Raw genomic sequence first — 18,311 nt, forward strand, 5'->3', positions numbered from 1 at the left:
CACGACTTTGTGCAGCTCTGGGGCGACGGCGGCGACAAGCTCGCCGCATCTTACGATTACGGATGGGCCGACCTGCTGGCCAGGTTGCAGCGGTTCGTAGAGGATGGTGACCGATACGGTGCCAAGGGAGAGAACACAACCCCCGATTTTCCGTTTATGCCTTCGGTGCGGTGAGCGTCGTTCAACGGTTCTGGCCCCGCATCGGCGCCCCGGGCGTGGTCGGCCCGCTGTACCAAAAACTGATCGAACACGAAAAACTGACGAATAGGTCAGTCTTTCGGTGCAATCGGTCGCTTCGTCAGTGTTTCGTTACGCCCGCTCCCGCAGATCGAGCGCCGACCTGGAGATTAAGCCGCCGGGCCGTGCGCGAGGAGCACGCCACAGTCATCGCCGTCTCTTGGCGCAGGCCTAGATAATCGCGAACAGAATCAACAGGGCGATGATGACCTGTACGACGGCACGCACGCGCACGGATGTCGCGCCGTGCTTATCGGCCGCTGCGGCATCCGCCCTCCTGGCGATGGCCGTGTGAATCGGGAACAGCGCGATGAGCAATGCAATGAGCACAATGCCGGCGACGAACCGCGGCGCCCACCACGGCAGCAGCAGCGCCAGCCCGGCAACGATCGCGACGAACGCGGCGCCGACGACGATGACGCGGGATGCGCGTGGCAACAGTTTCCCGACGACGCCGAGCGCCGCCTGCAACTGGGTAGGCAGGAACATCGAGGTACCGATGAACAGGAAGTACAGGGTGAGCAGCGCGCGAATGACCCACTGGGCCAACAGAAATGTGTCGTCCATTACGACATCCATTGTGCCCTAGTGCCCACCGTGTGAAATGCGTTCTCGGTTCCGCAGGCACGGACGACATCCCGCTCGCTCAACGTGCCGCCGACGCGCCGCCGCTCGTTTGAGGCGCTCCGTCGCAAGCGAATGCAGAACGCGAACCTCGTCAGCGCGGTGGCTGCTGCGGATGCGGTGGCTGCTGCTGCCCGTGCTGAGGCGGCGGGACGTGCTGGCCGTCGGGGCCGAACCAGGGCTGCGGCCCGAAGTCGGTCGGCGGTGCGATCTGCTGCTGAGCACCGTGGCGCATCGCCTGATCGCGCTGCCACAGGTCGATCGATTGCGGTGTCGAACCTTCATCGTCGGGGCCGAGTGCGCGCACGCTGACCGCCGTGCCGTAGGCGCAGACTTCCTTCCACTGCCCGCCGATATCGCCGCCGTCGAAGCGCATCGCCACGATCGCGTTGGCACCGCGTGACTGGGCATCCGTCACCATTCGGCCCATGACTTCGTGGCGTGACTCGACGAGCAGTGACGTGAACTCCGGCAGTTCACCACCGCCGATCGCACGCCAACCGGCGACCCAGCTCTGCCCGAAGTCCCTTGCTCGCACCGTCAGGCCCATGACCTCGCCGTGTACGGCGATGATCTGGAAGCCCGGTATCTCATTTCCCGTCACGATGATCATGCGCCCATTCAACAGTTCGTAACTGAACTCTTCCCGACAGCCAGGGCCAGTACTATGGTCTCGGCACGCCGTCGTGCACTGTTTCCAGCACCACCAATTCCTCAAGGAGAAGCACGTGTCGAACGACGCACAGCAGAAACCGATCGTCGTAATCGCGGAAAGGCTCTCGGACGCGACGGTAGACGCGCTCGGGCCGGACTTCGACGTCCGGCACATCGACGGCACCGATCGATCCGCGCTGCTGTCCTCGCTCAACGACGCCGCTGCGATTCTCGTGCGCAGCGCGACGAAAGTGGATGCCGAGGCGATCGCACACGCGCCGAACCTGCAGATCGTCGCCCGCGCCGGTGTCGGCCTCGACAACGTCGACATCCCCGCGTCCACTGCGGCGGGGGTCATGGTCGTGAACGCCCCGACTTCGAACATCATCTCGGCCGCGGAACTCGCGATCGCGCACATCCTCTCCCTCGCTCGCAACCTCCCGGCGGCGAACGACTCGCTCAAGGCAGGGGAGTGGAAGCGCAACTCCTTCACGGGCGTCGAGCTGTACGAGAAGACGGTCGGTATCGTCGGTCTCGGCCGCATCGGTGTGCTGGTCGCCGAGCGGCTCGCACCCTTCGGTGTCAAACTCATCGCGTACGATCCCTACGTCAGCCCCGCCCGCGCGGCGCAACTCGGCGTCGAGCTGCGTGACCTCAACGAACTCATGGCTGAGGCCGATTTCGTCACCGTGCACATTCCGCGCACGCCGGAAACGGTCGGCCTCATCGGCGAAGAACAGCTTGCGCACGCGAAGTCGAACCTCCGCATCGTGAACGCGTCGCGCGGCGGCATCATCGACGAGGAGGCCCTTGCTGCGGCCGTCTCGTCCGGCACGATTGCGGGGGCTGGGCTCGACGTCTTCGTGCAGGAGCCGCCCGCCGACACCTCGCTAACCGGTATCGACGGCATTCAGGTCACGCCGCACCTGGGCGCATCGACGGAGGAAGCACAGGAGAAAGCCGGCATCGCGGTGGCAAAGTCCGTTCGTCTGGCACTCTCCGGTGACCTCGTTCCCGACGCGGTCAACGTCGCCGGCGGTGATATCCACAAGTACGTGCGCCCGGGCATCCCGCTGGCGGAGAAGCTCGGCCAGTTCACGGCCGGTCTCGTGGACGGACCCGTCGAGGCGATCGACGTCGAGGTGCACGGCGAGCTCGTCGAGTACGACGTCAAGGTGCTGCGCCTTGCCGTACTGAAGGGCTTCTTCTCGTCGATCGTGAGCGAGCAGGTCACGTTCGTCAACGCACCGGTCATCGCCGAGGGCCGCGGAGTGACGAGCGAGCTGCGGGCCGAAGCGCTCTCCGAGCGATTCCGCAACGAGATCACGGTGATCGCCGCCGGCAGTGATGGCAAGCGCCACTCCGTCTCGGGCACGCTCACCGGGCCCAAGCAGATTCAGAAGCTCACCGGCATTAACGCGCACGCGCTCGAGCTACCGCTGGAAGACCACCACATCGTGCTGCAGTACGTCGACCGCCCCGGCATCGTCGCGATCTACGGGCGCGAGTTCGGCGAGGACGGCGTCAATATCGCAGGCATGCAGATCGCTCGAACGGAGGCCGGCGGATCGGTCATCGCAGTTGTCACGGTCGATCAGGCGGTCGAGAACGAGCTGCTGGAGCGCATCGGCGAGCAGATCTCGGCCGAGTCGATCCGGCAGATTCAGCTGCGGGACCTCTAACACCCGCATCCCTCATCCGCACGAGCTGGCTTCCAAGTTGCCGGCCGCAGGTACTCGGTGCGCAAGATGCGGGAGGATGGCCCCCGTCCACGAAAATCTTCCGTCGCGAAGTTTGCGTGCACAGGTGTCTGCCTCGCGGACGCGTTCGGTTATTCGGACACCTCCTGCCGATGCTCCTGGGTAGGCATGCTGCGTAGGCATTTGCCGAATCGTGGGGCTGGCACTACTCGGGTAGTGCCTGTTCGGCAGACGGCCCAGCAGGCACTCTCCGAATCATCGGACGAGGAGTCCGGGATGCGGGGATTCTGAGAGCCGGGAGGTTTGGGAGTCACGGACCCGAGAGGCAGTGTTGTCGCGCTTGCTGGGCAGCTTGCGCCGCTACGATTTTTTAGGCAGAAGCTTTCGCAGCTGCCCCATCAGCTCGGTGAAGTCTGCTCGGCTGTCCTCGCCGATGCTGAGTGCCGCACGCAGATACAGTCCGTCGCTGACGCGCAGCACGAGATGCGCGAGGGCGCGGTCGCCCAGGACGTCGGCGAGAGTGTCCCAGGCGAGCGTGTCGAACCTGGCGAGGGCATCCTTCGCGATCTGGTGCTCACCCAACTGGGCGAGCCCGATGAGCGCAATGAACGTGCGATCCGTCGGATGGTTGATCTCCAGCGACTCGCGCAGAAACACTTCGACCGGGTCGTCGATCTCGCGGAGCCGGTCGACTTCGGCCTCGACCTGCTCATTGAAGCGGTCCGCTAGCCCCGCGACGAGAGCGTCCTTCGACCCGAAGTGGTAGAGCAGGCCGCCCTTCGAAACTCCGGCGGCCGCGGCGACGCCTGAAATGGTCGCGGAACGTTCTCCCTGCTCGATGATGAGTTCTTCGAACGCATTGAGAATTTCGTCGCGCGTGTTCATGTGCCCTCCTGTAGCCAACCCTATTCCGCTATGCTACTGTACCGTCTGGACGGTTTAGCTGTCGGCGGTTCACGCCGACGGCCGTTCCCGGAAAGGGAAGATAGCAATGATGACGGATGTGCGTGTGACGGCACCAGCGCGAAAGTGGCTCGCGCTGTCGGTGCTCATGCTGCCCGTGCTCCTCGTCTCGATCGACAACACGGCGCTCAACTTCGCGATCCCGCAGATCGCGCAAGACCTCTCGCCCTCGGCGGCGCAGCAGCTGTGGATCATCGACGCGTACCCGCTCGTGCTGGCCGGCCTCCTCGTTGCGGCCGGATCCCTGGGCGATCGCATCGGCCGACGCAAGCTGCTCCTGATAGGAGCGACGGGATTCGCGATCGTGTCGGTCGTCGCGGCTTTCTCCCCGACGGCGGAAGTGCTCGTCGCCATGCGCGCGCTGCTCGGCCTGTTCGGGGCGACGCTCATGCCATCGACGCTGTCGTTGCTGCGCTCGATCTTCCTCGACCGCGCTCAGCGCCGTCTCGCGATCGCGATCTGGGCAACCGGCTTCTCGGTCGGTTCGGCCATCGGCCCGGTTGTCGGCGGACTGCTGCTGACGCAGTTCCACTGGGGCTCGATCTTCTTGATCGCTGTGCCCATCCTGATTCCGTTGCTCGTGCTCGCGCCGTTCCTGATCGACGAGTCGCGCGACCCGAACCCGGGCCCCATCGATGTGATCGGCGTCGTCGCTTCCATGGCGGCGCTCGGTGGTCTCGCCGCAGGCATCAAGCGGCTCGCAACGCACGGCATCGACTTCTTCGCTGCAGCGGTACTGCTCGTGGCGGTGGTGGCGGGCTGGGTGTTCGTGCGCCGAATGCTGCGCTCGAAGAACCCGATGCTTGACGTACGTCTCATGAAGATCCCCGAGTTCTCGGGCGCCCTCATGATCAACCTGCTGAGCGTCGTCGCTTTGACCGGCTTCCTCTACTGGGTGACGCAGCACCTGCAGCTCGTGACTGGGCTTTCGGTGTTCGACGCCGCGCTCGTGCTGGTGCCGGGCGTGCTCGCCATCGTGCTGTCCGGCCTGCTGGTGGTCAGGGTCGTGAAGCGCTTCCGGCCCGGCCCCGTTGTCGGCATCGCGCTGAGCGTTTCGATGCTCGCGTACACGCTCATGCTCTTCGCCGGCAAAGACATCGAGGTGTGGGCGATTCTCAGCTTCTTCGCATTGCTCGGCATCGGCATCGGTGCTGCCGAGACGCTCTCGAACGACATCGTGATCGCCTCCGTACGCCCCGAGAAGGCGGGAGCCGCATCCGCGCTGTCTGAGACCGCCTACGAGTTCGGAGCCGTACTCGGCACGACACTGCTCGGAGGCCTCCTCACGGCGGTGTATCGCGGTTCACTCGTGCTGCCCGAAGATCTCGATCAAGCGCATGCGGATGCGGCATACGAGACGCTCGGCGGTGCCGCAACCGTTGCCGAGGAGATCGGTGGCGACGCCGGCGCACAGCTCCTGCTGCAGGCGCAGCACGCCTTCGACGAAGGCGCGACGGCCATGAGCGGCGCCGGGGTTGTGCTGATGGTCGGCGCGGTGCTCATCGCATTCATCGCATTGCGTCGCGCGAAGGCGTAGCGCTTCGCCGACCGTCCGGCGCCGCAGAGCTCGGGCCGAACCTCCACCCTGTGAGAAGTTCGGCCCGAGTTTTCGTCTTCTGCGGTGAGAACGTGGTGTGCTGAAGACGTGTGCCTGAAAGACGCGGTTTCCGTGCATGACTGACCGTTGGTCGGGCCTTCGTGCTCAAGTGTCGTTTCCCGCGTTTTCGGGTCGGAGGGGATGCGGGTGACAGAGGATCTGCCGTACGTTCGCCTTCGCGAGGTCGACCAGCTCGCTGCCCTGACCGCTGAGCACGGTCCGCAGGGCGTAGAGCGAGGTAGATGAGCATCTGCTGGCATCGACGCGCGGTGACGCTCCGGAGTCGGGCTCAGTCAAAGTAGTTGATCGAGAAACGCCTGTGCTGCCGGTGTCGGGTTGAAACTACTCCAGGCAAGATACTCGACTCGGCTCGGCCCTTGGGCGATAGGGATGGATCGAAGATCGCCGGTTTCGGGGACGACGTCTGGTGAGAGGAGTGCAATGACGAGATCGTGTTTGACAAGATCCAGTATGAGATCGATGCTCATTGCTTCAAATGCGACATTGCGAACGATCCCCGCAGCTTGGAACGCCATGTCTGAGGGCATTCTGCCGGGTGTGTTTTCCGGGAAGTCCACGAACGTTTCATCTGCGAGATCCTGCATCTGTAGCCGCCGACGCCCGGCAAACGCATGCTTGGAAGAGACGACTGCGACAAGATGCTCACGTGCGAGTTCGACCGCGTTGATGCCTTTCGGTGGCATTGATTCGGGTAGCCCGAGGACTGCTACGTCCATCCTTCCCTCTGCAATGGCCTTGATGAACTCCTGGCTGCCACCGCTGTGCAGGCGGATCTGCACCTCCGGATGGGCGAGATGGAATCTGCTGAGCTCGGTCGGTACATTGAGCACGGTCACTGTGGGGATGAGCCCAATGGACAGTGTTCCCTGAATTCGGCCTGTCGCCGCGGCGGCTTCTGAGGCTGCACGTTCGGCTGCGTCAAGACTCGCGCGCGCTGATGTCACAAATGCCGTACCCGCGGCTGTAACTTCCACTCGGCGACTGGTGCGAGCGAATAGTCTCACACCCAGTTCGCGCTCCAGTGCTTTGATCTGGTGACTGAGCGCAGACTGTACGACGTGGCAGAGCTCAGCGGCACGGGTGAAGCTGCGTGTCTCCGCGACCGCGACGACGTATCGCATCTGCTGCAGCTCCATGCATCTATGATAGCTATTCATTTATAATATGAAAGTAATGACTTGGACTCATTGCTATCGTGTGCCTGACGATAGATGAGTGATCAGAACTACGAGCCCATTACCGTCGACCACGTCACCTCTCGGTCGAGCATCCTGGACCGGCCTCGCGGCGATTGCTCCGGCCGTATGGGGCTCGACCTATATCGTCACGACGCACATGCTGCCCGAGGGTCACCCGCTGTTCGCGGCCCTCATGCGGTCGTTGCCCGCTGGTCTGATCGCGCTGCTCCTGGTGAGGCGGTTGCCGCACGGGGCGTGGTGGTGGAAAAGCGTCGTATTGGGAACGCTGAACATCGGCGCGTTCTTTCCTCTGCTCTTTCTCGCAGCCGAGCATCTTCCGGGCGGCGTTGCAGCGACGTTGGGGGCTATTCAGCCGCTCGTGGTGGCTCTGCTCGCCGTCGCGATATTGCGCGAGAAGCTCTCCACCTGGCGGGTGGCCTGGGGCGTGATAGGCGTGATCGGTGTCGGCCTTGTTGTCATCGGCCCGGAAGCCGCTCTCAGCCCGATCGGCATTCTGGCGGGGCTCGGAGGAGCCACCTCTGTGGCCGTGGGGATCGTGCTCATGAAGAAGTGGGGGCGACCAGAGGGAGTATCTGCGCTCGGATTCGCTGGATGGCAACTCACTGCCGCGGGAGGCGTGCTCATCGTCCCCGCTTTGCTTTTCGAAGGCGTTCCCTCCCGCATCGACGGGGACGCGGTCACGGGGTACCTGTGGCTGGGCCTGATCGGTGCTCTGCTCGCTTACACGCTCTGGTTCGCAGGCATTGCTCGCTTGCCGGTCGCGGCAACCGCGTTCCTCGTGCTGCTTTCGCCGTTGGTTGCTGCGCTTCTCGGCTCCGCCATTGCTGGTGAAGCGTTCACACTGTTCCAACTGGCAGGTTTCGTCGTTGCGTTGACCGCAATGGTTGCCGGCCAACTCACCCCGTCCAGAAAGAAAGTTCACATTTCATCATGAAAATTGCTGTATTCGGCGCGACCGGAATGGCCGGCAGCGCGATCGTCACAGAAGCTCTCTCGCGTCACCATCGCGTTACCGCGGTATCACGACACTCGAGTCCGCGCATCGAACACGAACGGCTAGGCTCGCGTCGTTTCGATGTTGCGGACAGCGCAGCGCTTGACGCTCTGCTGTCGGGAATGGATGCCGCGGTGCTGACGATTCGACTCGCCCCTGGCGAGGAATCCAGACTTGCACCGCTCACTCAGGGGTTTCTGGATGTCGCTGCACTCCACCGAACGCAAGTCCTGGTGGTGGGCGGGGCGTCTCCGTTGCGTTCTCCTGCCCATCCTGACCGGCTGCTGATCACCGACCCCGACTATGTGCCGGCGGCGTGGAGAACCCTCGCACAGGCCAGCCTTGAACAATTCGAGGTGTGCTCGCAGCACACGTACGGCGGTTGGGTGTATCTGAGCCCGCCCGCAGTGCTCGAGGAGGGTGAACGCGTCGGCGGCTACCGACGCGGTGCCACCACGCTGCTCACTGACGAAAACGGTGTCTCACGAATCACAGCAGCGGACCTAGCGGTCGCCGTTGTCGATGAACTGGAGAGTCCGGGCAACGCCCAGCACTTCACCGTCAGTCAGAAGTGAACTCAACGCTCACATCGGGTTCCAAGGGCAATCTCGTTCAGCGCCTGCCCCAATAGGAGACGTTTGCGTTCGGATGCGCTGCGGGTGTGGTCGAAAGACGCGGTTTTCGTGCATGACCGACCGTTGGTCGGTCATTCGTGCTCAAGTGTCAGTTTTCGCGCTTTTCGTGTCGGCGGGGATGCGGGTGACTAGAGGATCTGCCGTACGTTCGCCTTCGCGAGATCGACCAGCTCGCTGCCCTGACCGCTGAGCACGGTCCGCAGGGCGTAGAGCGAGAACCCTTTCATCTGCTCGACGCTCACGGTCGGCGGCATCGCAAGTTCCTGGCGCTCGGTTACGACATCCAGCAGCGCGGGGCCGTCGTGCGCGAGAAACGCGTCAACGGCATCCGGCAACTCGGAGCTGACTTCGACGTGCCGCCCCCAGATCCCCATCGCCTCGGCGACCTTGGCGTAGTCGGGGTTCTCGAGATCGGTTGCGAAGGTGACGAAGCCGGCAGCTTTCATCTCGAGCTCGACGAAGTTCAGCGATGAGTTGTTGAAGACGACGATCTTCACGGGCAATTGCCGCTCGCGCACGGTGAGCAGTTCGCCCATGAGCATGCCGAGACCCCCGTCACCAGACATCGAGATCACCTGCCGCTCACGGAACGCCTCCTGCACTCCTATCGACATCGGCAGCGCGTTGGCCATCGAGCCGTGCGTGAACGACCCGATTATGCGCCGGTCACGCGTCGCCGTGATGTAGCGGGCGGCGTAGACGACGGGGGACCCGACATCGGGAATGAACACGGCATCGTCCGTGGTCCGCTCGTCGAGCAGGCGCGCAACGTACTGCGGGTGGATGGCTGCCTTACCCCGCGATGGGGAGGCCAGTTTGTCGAGCCGCTTGCGGGTCTTCGTGTAGTTGTCGACCATCGCCTTCAGGTGCTTCGACGATTTCGCAGGCTCCAACAGACCGACCAGCTCACGCAGCGTGTCACGCGCCGTGCCGACTAGCGGAACATCCACGGGTACTCGTTTGCCGATCTGCTCGCCCCTTGCATCGATCTGCACGACCGTCGCGTCCTCCGGGTAGAACTGCTTATAGGGCAGATCCGTGCCGACCATCAGCAGCGTGTCGCAGTCGCGCAACGCGTGATAGCCGGAGGCGAACCCGAGCAATCCAGTCATGCCGACGTCGTACGGGTTGTCGTATTCGATGTGCTCCTTGCCGCGCATGGCGTGCACGATCGGAGCTTGCAGCAGCTCGGCGACTTCCAGCAGTTCATCGTGCGCACCTGCGACTCCGGCGCCCGCGAGAATCGTGACGCGCTTGGAATCGTTGAGGGCATCCGCGGCTCGTTCGAGTTCCTCGACGGACGGCAGGATGCGCGGGCTCGTTCTCCGAATGGGTTCGACGGCTGCATCCGGCATGTTCGCCAGCAACGTTGATCCGCTCAGCACGAGCACCGCGACGCCGCGCTGTTCGATTGCGGCGCGCATTGCGATGGTGAGGACCCGTGGCAGCTGCTCGACGTCGCTGACGTGCTCGACGTACACACTGCACTCGCGGAAGAGGTCTTGCGGGTGGGTCTCCTGGAAGTAGCCGGTGCCGATCTCGTCGGCAGGGATGTGCGCTGCAATAGCTAAGACGGGCACGCGCGACCGCTGGGCATCGAAGAGGCCGTTGATGAGGTGGAGATTGCCGGGGCCGCAGCTGCCTGCGCAAACGGCGAGTTCTCCCGTGACTTCCGCTTCCGCGCTCGCCGCGAACGCCGCCGACTCTTCGTGACGCACGTTCACCCAGTCGACGTCGGACTCGCGCAGCGCGTCGGTGAAGCCGTTGAGTGAATCGCCAGCGATTCCCCAGACGCGTTCGACGCCGCTCTGCTCGATGGTTTCGACGATGTGTTCTGCAACTGTGGCCATGTTCCCGTCTCCCTCGTATGCGCTTGTTCGCTACTGTTCCCTGTTTTTGGTCTCAGGGCAATGGCCTGATCAAACGTGAGCGGATACTCTTCCGAACCCCAGGGTTTGCTTTTTGCAAAGCCACAGCGCGCACAAATAGCGTGCGCGGCCAGCGGGCTGCACGGGGTGCTCGTCAATGGGTATGGGCATGCCGGGCGGCTCGTTTCGGGCGACGCTACGGACGAAAGACGCGGCTTTCGCGAATGACTGACCGTTCGTCGGCCTTTCGGTCGCTGACGACAGTATCCGCGTCTCTCGTGCGGCCCGGTTCTCGAACGCAACACGCGAATCCGTATGCTGCACGACCGCGTGCGCAAGCATGTGCCCGCGCGAGTAGAGTTGTTGTGATTGAGACAGAAGGAGGCGTCGTGGGTCGGAATGCGCTCAGTATCGCGGTTATCGGTGGCGACGGCATCGGCCCCGAGGTCACTGCCGAGGCATGGAAAGTTCTGCGAGCAGCATTGCCCGACGTCGAGCTGACGAGCCACGAGTTCTCGCTCGGTGCGCAGCACTACCTCGAGACCGGCGAGATCCTGAGTGACGAGACCATGGCCGACATCGCGAAGCACGATGCCATCGTGCTGGGCGCGGTCGGCGGCGATCCGGCCGACAAACGCCTCGCTGGTGGCATCATCGAGCGCGGTCTGCTGCTGAAGCTGCGCTTCGCATTCGACCACGCTGTGAACCTGCGGCCCACGAAACTGCACCCCGCCGTCGAAAGCCCACTCGAGCATCCCGGCGATATCGACTTCGTCGTCGTGCGCGAGGGCACGGAGGGGCCGTACGTCGGCAACGGCGGCGTACTCAAGCAGGGCACCGACAACGAGATCGCGAACGAACTGAGCGTCAACACTGCGGCGGGCGTCGAGCGCGTCGTACGCAAGGCGTTCGAGATCGCGACGCAGCGAGACAACAAACTCACGCTCGTGCACAAGAAGAACGTGCTGGTGCACGCCGGTGCCCTCTGGCAGCGGATCACGGATGCCGTGGCCGCCGAGTACCCGCAGGTTACGGTTGACTACCTCCACGTCGACGCCGCGACCATCTTCTTCGTCACCGACCCTGCGCGCTTCGACGTTATCGTGACGGACAACCTTTTCGGCGACATCCTCACCGACCTCGCAGGAGCGGTCGGTGGCGGTATCGGGCTCGCCGCGTCGGCGAACCTCAACGTCGACGGCACATACCCGAGCATGTACGAACCCGTGCACGGCTCAGCTCCCGACATCGCCGGAACCGGCAGGGCCGACCCCTCCGCCGCGATCTTGTCGATCGCGCTGCTGGCGGACCATCAGGGATTCCCCGAGGCAGCGCAGCGCATTCGCGACGCTGTCGACGCCGAGGTCACAGACCGCACGGGATCACGAACGACCACTGAGATCGGCGACGCGGTCGTCGCCCTCCTCGCAGAGCAGTAAGGAGCATCCGGAATGACTCTGGAGTTCACAACATCCGAAGCAACCGAGCGCGTCACCGACGAGCAGCTGGCAGCGATTCACGAGGCGCCCGGTTTCGGCCGCGTCTTCACCGACCATATGGTCTCGATCGACTGGACACTCGATAGCGGCTGGCGGGACGCCCGGGTCGAACCCTACGGGCCGCTCGCGATCGACCCGGCCCACGCCGTGCTGCACTACGGTCAGGAGATCTTCGAAGGTCTGAAGGCGTACCGTCACGAGGACGGTTCCGTGTGGCTGTTCCGCCCCGATGAGAACGGCAAGCGGCTCGCGCGCTCGGCCGTGCGCATGGCGCTACCCGAACTGTCGGTCGAAGACTTCGTCGAGGCCTGCAAGCAGCTCGTGCGGGCCGACGAGCGCTGGACGCCCAGCGGCCATGAACAGTCCCTCTACATCAGGCCGTTCACGTTCGGCAACGAGGTGTTCCTCGGCGTGCGTGCAGCGCACTCGGCCCGGTTCATGGTCATCGCGAGCCCGGTTGGCGCATACTTCGCCGACGGTGTGAAGCCTGTGCGCATCTGGCTCAGCGAGCACTTCAACCGCGCGGGCAAGGGCGGCACCGGCTCGGCGAAGACCGGCGGCAACTACGCCTCCAGTCTCGCGCCGACGCAGGAGGCGTTCGCGAACGGTTGCTCGCAGGTGCTGTTCCTCTCGTCGCTCGGCGACCGCCACATCGAGGAGCTCGGCGGCATGAACCTCGTGCTCGTGAAGCGCGACGGCACGCTCGTGACGCCCGAATCGGACACGATTCTCGATGGCATCACCCGCAACTCGCTGTTCGAGCTGGCCGAGCACCTCGGGCACCGCACCGAAATGCGCCCCGTCACAATCGATGAATGGCAGGAGGGCGTCGAGTCCGGCGACATCGTCGAGGCGTTCGCGTGCGGCACTGCCGCCGTCATCACCCCGATCAGCGAGATCGTCTCGCCTGACGGGTCATTCGGCTGGCCCGACCGCGAGCCCGGCGAAGTTACGATGAAGCTCCGCAAGGCGCTCACCGACATCCAGTGGGGCCGTGCTGAAGACCCGTTCGGCTGGATGGTGCAGGTCACAGAAGCAAAGGCATAGCCTCATGCAGATTGCGCGTTTCTCGCTCGAAGGCGGTGCCATCGGTTTCGGCATCGTCGACGAAGATGAACTCGTCGTCCTCTCCGGCGATCCCATGTTCGCGGGGTTCGACACGACCGGCGACCGCGTCGAACTGGGGGATGTGCGGCTGCTGGCACCGGTCATCCCGCGATCGAAGGTCGTCGGCATCGGGCGCAACTATCGCGATCACGCTGCCGAGCTCGGCAACGAGGTGCCGGAGGAGCCGCTCGTCTTTCTGAAGCCGAACACGGCGGTGATCGGACCGGAAGACGCGATTCCGTACCCCGCGCAGACGGAAGACCTGCACTTCGAGGGCGAGGTCGCGCTCGTGATCGGCAAGGTCGCCCGCAACGTCACCTCAGCGGCCGCTGGGGACGTCGTGTTCGGCATCACCGCGGCCAATGACGTCACGATGCGCGACCGCCAGCGCTCCGACAGGCAGTGGGCGCGGGCCAAGGGATTCGATGCGTCCTGCCCGCTCGGGCCGGTCATCCAGACCGAGTTCGATCCGGAATCGATTCGTGTGCAGACGCGCCTGGACGGCAAGACCGTGCAGGATGGCACAACGGCCGATCTCGTATTCGATTTCGGCACGCTGATCGAGTACGTGACGTCGTTCATGACGCTGCTGCCCGGTGACGTCATCCTGACGGGTACGCCGGCCGGAGTCGGGCCCATGGAGCCGGGGCAGACCGTCGAGGTCGAGGTCGAGGGAGTCGGTACGCTGACGAACCGCATCGTCAGCCAGCAGCCGTGAAGACCTTGCCGGGGCTGGCGCTCGCGGCCGGCGTCGCAGCACTGGCGTTCGCGGTGTCAACGCTCTTCGGGTTCGCCGGCCTCTCGGTGCCGGCCCTGACACTGTGCGTCGTGTTCGGGTTTGCGCTCTCGTTCGTCGGCTCGTTGCACACCAGGACACTGGATGCGGGGCTCGGATTCGCGGGGCGTAACGTCATGCGCCTCGGCATCGTGTTGCTCGGGCTATCGGTGAGTTTCACGCAGATCCTGAGCCTCGGGTTGCCCATGGTGTTCGCCATCATCGGTCTCGTCGTGGTGTCGTTCGTGTTCACCTACGCGGTCGCGCGCGTTGTCGGGATGGAGGGCAAGCAGCCGATCCTGATGGCGGCCGGTTTCTCCATCTGCGGTGCGAGTGCGATCGGCGCGATGGGGCAGGCGACGCGCGCACGCGCCGGTGAGCAAGCAGTTCCCGTTGCGCTCGTGACGCTGTTCGGCACGGTCGCGATCGTGGCGCTGCCGCTTGCAGCCGTGCCGCTCGGCGTGAGCGGCGGAGACTTCGGCATCTGGGCCGGGGCCGCCGTGCACGATGTGGGGCAGGTCGTCGCGACGGCATCCGTTGCGGGTGGCTCGGCGCTCGCGATCGCCGTCATCGTGAAGCTCGTGCGTGTGCTGTGCCTTGCTCCGATGGTGGCACTGACGGTGCTGTTCTCGCGTCACGAGGCCGGTGGCGGCAAGCGTCCGGCGATCGTACCGCTGTTCATCATCGGCTTCCTCGTGCTCGTCGCCGTGCGCACCTGGGTTCCTGTTCCCGATATCGTGCTGGCGTGGACGGCGCACGCTCACTCGTTCCTACTCGGTGTCGCGCTGGTCGGGCTGCTATCGCGAGTGCGCGTCGCTGAGATCGTGCAGCAGGGATGGCGTTCTCTCGCAGTCGCGGCGGCATCGACGTTCTTCATAGCCGTCGCAGCGCTGTTGGTCATCAACGTTCTCTAGCGAGGGCTGCGGCGCTGAATCTGGCACCTCAAGCAGACTCGGGTCCGGCATGCTTCCGAGGGCTTCAAAGCTAGCGCATACACCGCCCGCCTAGACTCGAAACCATCATGACCGATGTGAGAGACGACGCCGCACTCCAGGACGAACTGGTGAGAAAGCTCCGCAGCGACGCCGGGATCGACGCGCTGCGCGACAACGATCCGGAAGCCGTGATGCTGCAGCTGCGCACGCTCATGCAGCAGATCAGGCGCATGTTCCTCGTGTACGAGTTCGGCATTAAGGCGTTGTCGACGAAGATCGAGATCCTGCGGCAGGAGTTCGAGCAGGGCCACGACTACAGCCCCATCGAGCACGTCCGGTCGCGCCTCAAAACACCCGAGGGCGTCATGCGGAAGGCCCTTCGGCGAGGAAGCGCGCTTACCGTGGAGGCCATCCGGAACGAGATCACCGACATTGCCGGCATCCGCATTACCTGCAGTTTCGTCTCCGACGTGTACTGGATCGCCGAGATGCTGTCGAAGCAATCCGATGTCACGGTGCTCGAGACGAAGGATTACATTGCCGCGCCGAAGGCCAACGGCTACCGATCACTGCACTTGATCGTGCAGGTGCCGGTGTTCCTGTCGCAGGAGACCGAGCACGTCACGGTCGAGTTGCAGATCCGCACCATCGCCATGGATTTCTGGGCCAGCATGGAGCACAAGCTCTCGTATAAATACGACACGAACCTGCCGGCGCACCTGGCTGAGCAGATTTCCACGACCTCGGCAATCGCAGCCGAACTGGACGATCGGATGGGCAAGCTGCGTGAGGAGATCCGACCGCGCCCGAACGAGGTCGACTAGTGCTGCGCTGAAAAGTGCACGTGAGCGAGCGTTCGATCGGATAATCCATTCGGCAGCACGCACAGCAGCAGGTTTCAGCGATGTGTCGCTGCCTCTGGCATGGTGGAAGCATGCGTGCGACACCGTTGTTTCCGCGACAGGCAGGCTCCCTAGAGTTGCGATTGCCCGATTCGTCAGAGGTAGAACAACTGCTGCAGTGGCGGAATCACCCCGACGTATGGCGGTGGTTGATTCACACGAAAGTCGACCCTGACGAGTTCCGGAGGCAGTGGCGAGACGGCCGTGACGACCCCAAGAAGCACTCGTCCATCGCGGTGCGCGACGGCGAGGTGATCGGTATCGCTGACGTCTGGCTTTCCGACGGCATGGGGCAGATGCACGTCGACGATGGTGCATTGCGTCATGACGAGGCCGGCATTGGCTATCTCCTCGACCCCGCGCACACGGGCAAGGGCTACGCAACCGAAATCGCCCGCGAGTTGCTCGCGATTGCCTTCGACGACCTCGGGGTTCGTCGTGTCACGGCCGGATGCTTCGCTGACAACATCGCATCCTGGAAGATCATGGAAAAGCTCGGGATGCGGCGCGAGCAGCATGGCGTGCAGGATTCGTGGCACGCAGAGCTCGGCTGGATCGACGGGTTCACGTACGGCATCCTCGCCGACGAGTGGCGCGCCTCCCGCGCCTGAAACGGACCGCTGGAACTCGCTGTATCCGCAATAGCCTTTTCGCGTGACCATCTAGGTTGCAAAGCAATATAGATCGCAGTACTGTGGCGTTATGACCGAGATCACCGAATGGCCGGCGCAGTGGTTGCGTGGCCCGCTGTCGCTGTGCGCACTACGGGTGATCGCCGAGTCGGGCCCCGTCCACGGCTACGGAATCGCGCGCGCACTCGAAGATGCAGGGCTCGGTTCGATCGGCGGAGGCACGCTCTACCCCATGCTCGGCAGGCTGGAGCGCGACGCACTTGTGACGACCGACTGGGTGGCTGGCGAAAACGGCCCGGCCAAGAAGACCTACACGATCACGTCGCTCGGAGCCGAACAGCTCGAGCAGGAAGGCGCTCGGTGGGCGCGCTTCAGCACTGCGACGGCTGCTCTGATCGAGGGCGCATCCAAGGAGGAACGATGAGTATCGATGACCAGATTCGCGAAAGGACGCCGCATGTCGACGAAGACTGGGTCGACGAACTCGTGATCGAGCTGCGGTTGAAGGGTGTCAGCGGCAAGAGCATCGGCGGCACGTTGCTCGAGGTCGAGGCGCACATGGCAGAGCACGGGGAAGAGGTGTTCGACGTCTTCGGGGAGGCCAAGGTGTACGCGGCCTCCTTGGAGTTGCCGGATGATCAGCGATTGAGTCTTCCGGAAGTTGTGCGGCTCTGCCTCGTAACAATCTTGGCGATGGTCGGCACCACCCTCTTGATAGGGGGCACGGCTGCCGTATTCACAGGGGGAGTCGCCGAGATCAACCTCGTCGGGCTCCTGGTGCAGGTGGGCATAGTCGTCGTTGCAGTAGTGGCCCTGGCCGTGTGGAGCGAGTCGCTGCTGCGTTTCATCACTGAGCGGACGGTTGCAGCCATAATCGTGATCGGCGCACTCTTCGCATTCGTCGTAGCGGCTGCATCGCTCATGCCGGGGCCGGTGGCTGAGGTTCCTGCCTGGATCGGCATCGTGCTGGGCGGGCTGCTCCTGCTCCCCGTTCATCGTGAACATGCTGCTGCGCAGGGCGGGGAAAGCTGCGAAGGGGGATGACCCCATCCTGTTCCCGCAGCCGGGCCGATAACGGTCGGGCCGGTGGAGTAGCCGGTCTGAGCTAGTCGCCCTTCGCTGCAACGCGCTGGCTTTCGCGCACGCGGTAGGCCTGCATCCAGCGCCGCCACCAGGGCAGGAACCAGCCGATGAACGGCCCGATACCGAGGGCGAACGCGACCGTACCGGCGCCGACGGGGCCGCCCAGCAGCCAACCGATCGCAACCACGCAGACTTCGAGGAGCGTCCGGACGATCCAGATCGGCCATTTCGTCACTCTGACGAGCCCGGTCATGAGCCCGTCGCGGGGCCCGGGCCCGTAGTCGGCGGAGATGTACATCGCGGTTGCCCACGCGAGCATGATCATCCCGACCAGGAACTGCAGGCCGCGCTGCCAGAGCTCATCGGGGGTGAATGCGAAAACGAAGCCGAGATCGGCCCATGGGCCGATCGTCAGGCCATTCATGAGCGAGCCGATGCCGACCTTCTGCCGCAGCGGGATCCAGAGCAGCAGCACCAGGACGGAGATCGTCGAAGTCGCGATGCCGAACGACAAGGGAGTGTTGAGCGAGACGCCGATTGCGAGGACATCCCAGGGCGAAGCGCCGATGTTCGCTTCGATCATGAGCGCTATCGCAAAGCCGTACATCATGAAGCCGATCTGCATCACGACGAAACGCAGCACGATGTCGCGCCAACTCACGCCCGTGATCGGGATCCAGATTCGGCGCAGCATAGCTGCATCCTATGCCCGATTCGAGCGTGTCTCTGTCGTGGTCGCTTCGTTGCGTCGTGGATGCCGCTCAAAGGTGCCGAACGTCGGTGGAATCGACCTTTGTGACCCAATGTCGGGCCGACTTCCATACTTTCGTCACATTCCATACACTCGGGCCCCGCAGCCGGGCCGACCGGCCTAGTCACTGTTGCC

Annotated in this window: 18 protein-coding genes; 12 read left to right on the forward strand and 6 right to left on the reverse strand. The window is 64.0% G+C overall.

Annotated elements, in window-relative coordinates; all coding sequences use genetic code 11:
* Positions 1 to 408: 408 nt before the first annotated feature.
* Complete coding sequence (locus Q0O95_RS09030) at positions 409 to 804, reverse strand: hypothetical protein (RefSeq protein ID WP_293697560.1); 396 nt, start codon at positions 802 to 804, stop codon at positions 409 to 411.
* Positions 805 to 955: 151 nt separating this feature from the next.
* Positions 956 to 1,474 (reverse strand): YbjQ family protein, encoded by a 519-nt coding sequence (locus tag Q0O95_RS09035; protein ID WP_293697562.1) that lies wholly within the window; start codon positions 1,472 to 1,474, stop codon positions 956 to 958.
* A 115-nt stretch (positions 1,475 to 1,589) separates the two neighbouring features.
* Here Q0O95_RS09035 and serA point away from each other — a divergent pair, with 115 nt between their 5' ends.
* On the forward strand, positions 1,590 to 3,197 hold the full coding sequence (gene serA, locus Q0O95_RS09040) for a phosphoglycerate dehydrogenase (RefSeq protein ID WP_293697564.1): 1,608 nt from the start codon (positions 1,590 to 1,592) through the stop codon (positions 3,195 to 3,197).
* 378 nt (positions 3,198 to 3,575) lie between these two features.
* On the opposite strand, the gene Q0O95_RS09045 is transcribed toward serA, so the two are convergent.
* Positions 3,576 to 4,100: a TetR/AcrR family transcriptional regulator gene (locus tag Q0O95_RS09045; RefSeq protein WP_293697566.1), complete on the reverse strand. Its 525-nt coding sequence runs from the start codon at positions 4,098 to 4,100 to the stop codon at positions 3,576 to 3,578.
* Positions 4,101 to 4,206: 106 nt separating this feature from the next.
* Between Q0O95_RS09045 and Q0O95_RS09050 the strand changes: the two genes are divergently transcribed.
* Positions 4,207 to 5,715: an MFS transporter gene (locus Q0O95_RS09050; RefSeq protein ID WP_293697568.1), complete on the forward strand. Its 1,509-nt coding sequence runs from the start codon at positions 4,207 to 4,209 to the stop codon at positions 5,713 to 5,715.
* A 353-nt stretch (positions 5,716 to 6,068) separates the two neighbouring features.
* Here the strand turns inward: Q0O95_RS09050 and Q0O95_RS09055 are convergent, their stop codons facing one another.
* The gene (locus Q0O95_RS09055; protein ID WP_366516470.1) at positions 6,069 to 6,953 is read right to left on the reverse strand and encodes a LysR family transcriptional regulator; all 885 of its coding nucleotides are present in this window, start codon (positions 6,951 to 6,953) and stop codon (positions 6,069 to 6,071) included.
* 58 nt (positions 6,954 to 7,011) lie between these two features.
* Here Q0O95_RS09055 and Q0O95_RS09060 point away from each other — a divergent pair, with 58 nt between their 5' ends.
* Together Q0O95_RS09060 and Q0O95_RS09065 are read left to right on the forward strand one after the other, a co-directional pair.
* Positions 7,012 to 7,929, forward strand: a complete 918-nt coding sequence (locus Q0O95_RS09060) for an EamA family transporter (RefSeq protein ID WP_293697570.1) — start codon at positions 7,012 to 7,014, stop codon at positions 7,927 to 7,929.
* Complete coding sequence (locus Q0O95_RS09065) at positions 7,926 to 8,564, forward strand: NAD(P)-dependent oxidoreductase (protein WP_293697572.1); 639 nt, start codon at positions 7,926 to 7,928, stop codon at positions 8,562 to 8,564. The genes Q0O95_RS09060 and Q0O95_RS09065 overlap by 4 nt, the downstream gene beginning before the upstream one ends.
* A 188-nt stretch (positions 8,565 to 8,752) precedes the next feature.
* Here Q0O95_RS09065 and poxB read toward each other — a convergent pair whose 3' ends face one another.
* On the reverse strand, positions 8,753 to 10,474 hold the full coding sequence (gene poxB, locus Q0O95_RS09070) for a ubiquinone-dependent pyruvate dehydrogenase (protein WP_293697574.1): 1,722 nt from the start codon (positions 10,472 to 10,474) through the stop codon (positions 8,753 to 8,755).
* A gap of 383 nt (positions 10,475 to 10,857) precedes the next feature.
* Here poxB and Q0O95_RS09075 point away from each other — a divergent pair, with 383 nt between their 5' ends.
* From Q0O95_RS09075 to Q0O95_RS09110, 8 genes are all read left to right on the forward strand, one after another.
* Positions 10,858 to 11,931, forward strand: coding sequence for a 3-isopropylmalate dehydrogenase (locus tag Q0O95_RS09075; protein ID WP_293697575.1), 1,074 nt, complete (start codon positions 10,858 to 10,860; stop codon positions 11,929 to 11,931).
* Positions 11,932 to 11,943: 12 nt separating this feature from the next.
* Positions 11,944 to 13,038, forward strand: a complete 1,095-nt coding sequence (locus tag Q0O95_RS09080; protein WP_293697576.1) for a branched-chain amino acid aminotransferase — start codon at positions 11,944 to 11,946, stop codon at positions 13,036 to 13,038.
* A gap of 4 nt (positions 13,039 to 13,042) precedes the next feature.
* Entirely contained in the window at positions 13,043 to 13,816 is a 774-nt protein-coding gene (locus Q0O95_RS09085; RefSeq protein WP_293697577.1) for a fumarylacetoacetate hydrolase family protein, read from the forward strand.
* Positions 13,813 to 14,787, forward strand: a complete 975-nt coding sequence (locus Q0O95_RS09090; RefSeq protein ID WP_293697578.1) for a putative sulfate exporter family transporter — start codon at positions 13,813 to 13,815, stop codon at positions 14,785 to 14,787. Before Q0O95_RS09085 ends, Q0O95_RS09090 begins: the two co-directional genes overlap by 4 nt.
* Positions 14,788 to 14,894: 107 nt before the next feature.
* On the forward strand, positions 14,895 to 15,632 hold the full coding sequence (locus Q0O95_RS09095; RefSeq protein ID WP_293697580.1) for a GTP pyrophosphokinase family protein: 738 nt from the start codon (positions 14,895 to 14,897) through the stop codon (positions 15,630 to 15,632).
* 110 nt (positions 15,633 to 15,742) lie between these two features.
* Positions 15,743 to 16,321, forward strand: coding sequence for a GNAT family protein (locus Q0O95_RS09100; protein WP_293697582.1), 579 nt, complete (start codon positions 15,743 to 15,745; stop codon positions 16,319 to 16,321).
* 91 nt (positions 16,322 to 16,412) lie between these two features.
* On the forward strand, positions 16,413 to 16,766 hold the full coding sequence (locus Q0O95_RS09105; RefSeq protein WP_293697584.1) for a helix-turn-helix transcriptional regulator: 354 nt from the start codon (positions 16,413 to 16,415) through the stop codon (positions 16,764 to 16,766).
* Positions 16,763 to 17,386, forward strand: coding sequence for a hypothetical protein (locus Q0O95_RS09110; protein ID WP_293697586.1), 624 nt, complete (start codon positions 16,763 to 16,765; stop codon positions 17,384 to 17,386). Before Q0O95_RS09105 ends, Q0O95_RS09110 begins: the two co-directional genes overlap by 4 nt.
* Positions 17,387 to 17,447: 61 nt before the next feature.
* On the opposite strand, the gene Q0O95_RS09115 is transcribed toward Q0O95_RS09110, so the two are convergent.
* A complete protein-coding gene (locus Q0O95_RS09115; protein WP_293697588.1) occupies positions 17,448 to 18,119 on the reverse strand; it encodes a hypothetical protein in 672 nt (223 codons plus the stop codon).
* Positions 18,120 to 18,311 lie beyond the last annotated feature (192 nt).

The sequence above is a fragment of the uncultured Agrococcus sp. genome, from assembly GCF_945915485.1.
In the GTDB taxonomy this organism is placed as follows: domain Bacteria; phylum Actinomycetota; class Actinomycetes; order Actinomycetales; family Microbacteriaceae; genus Agrococcus.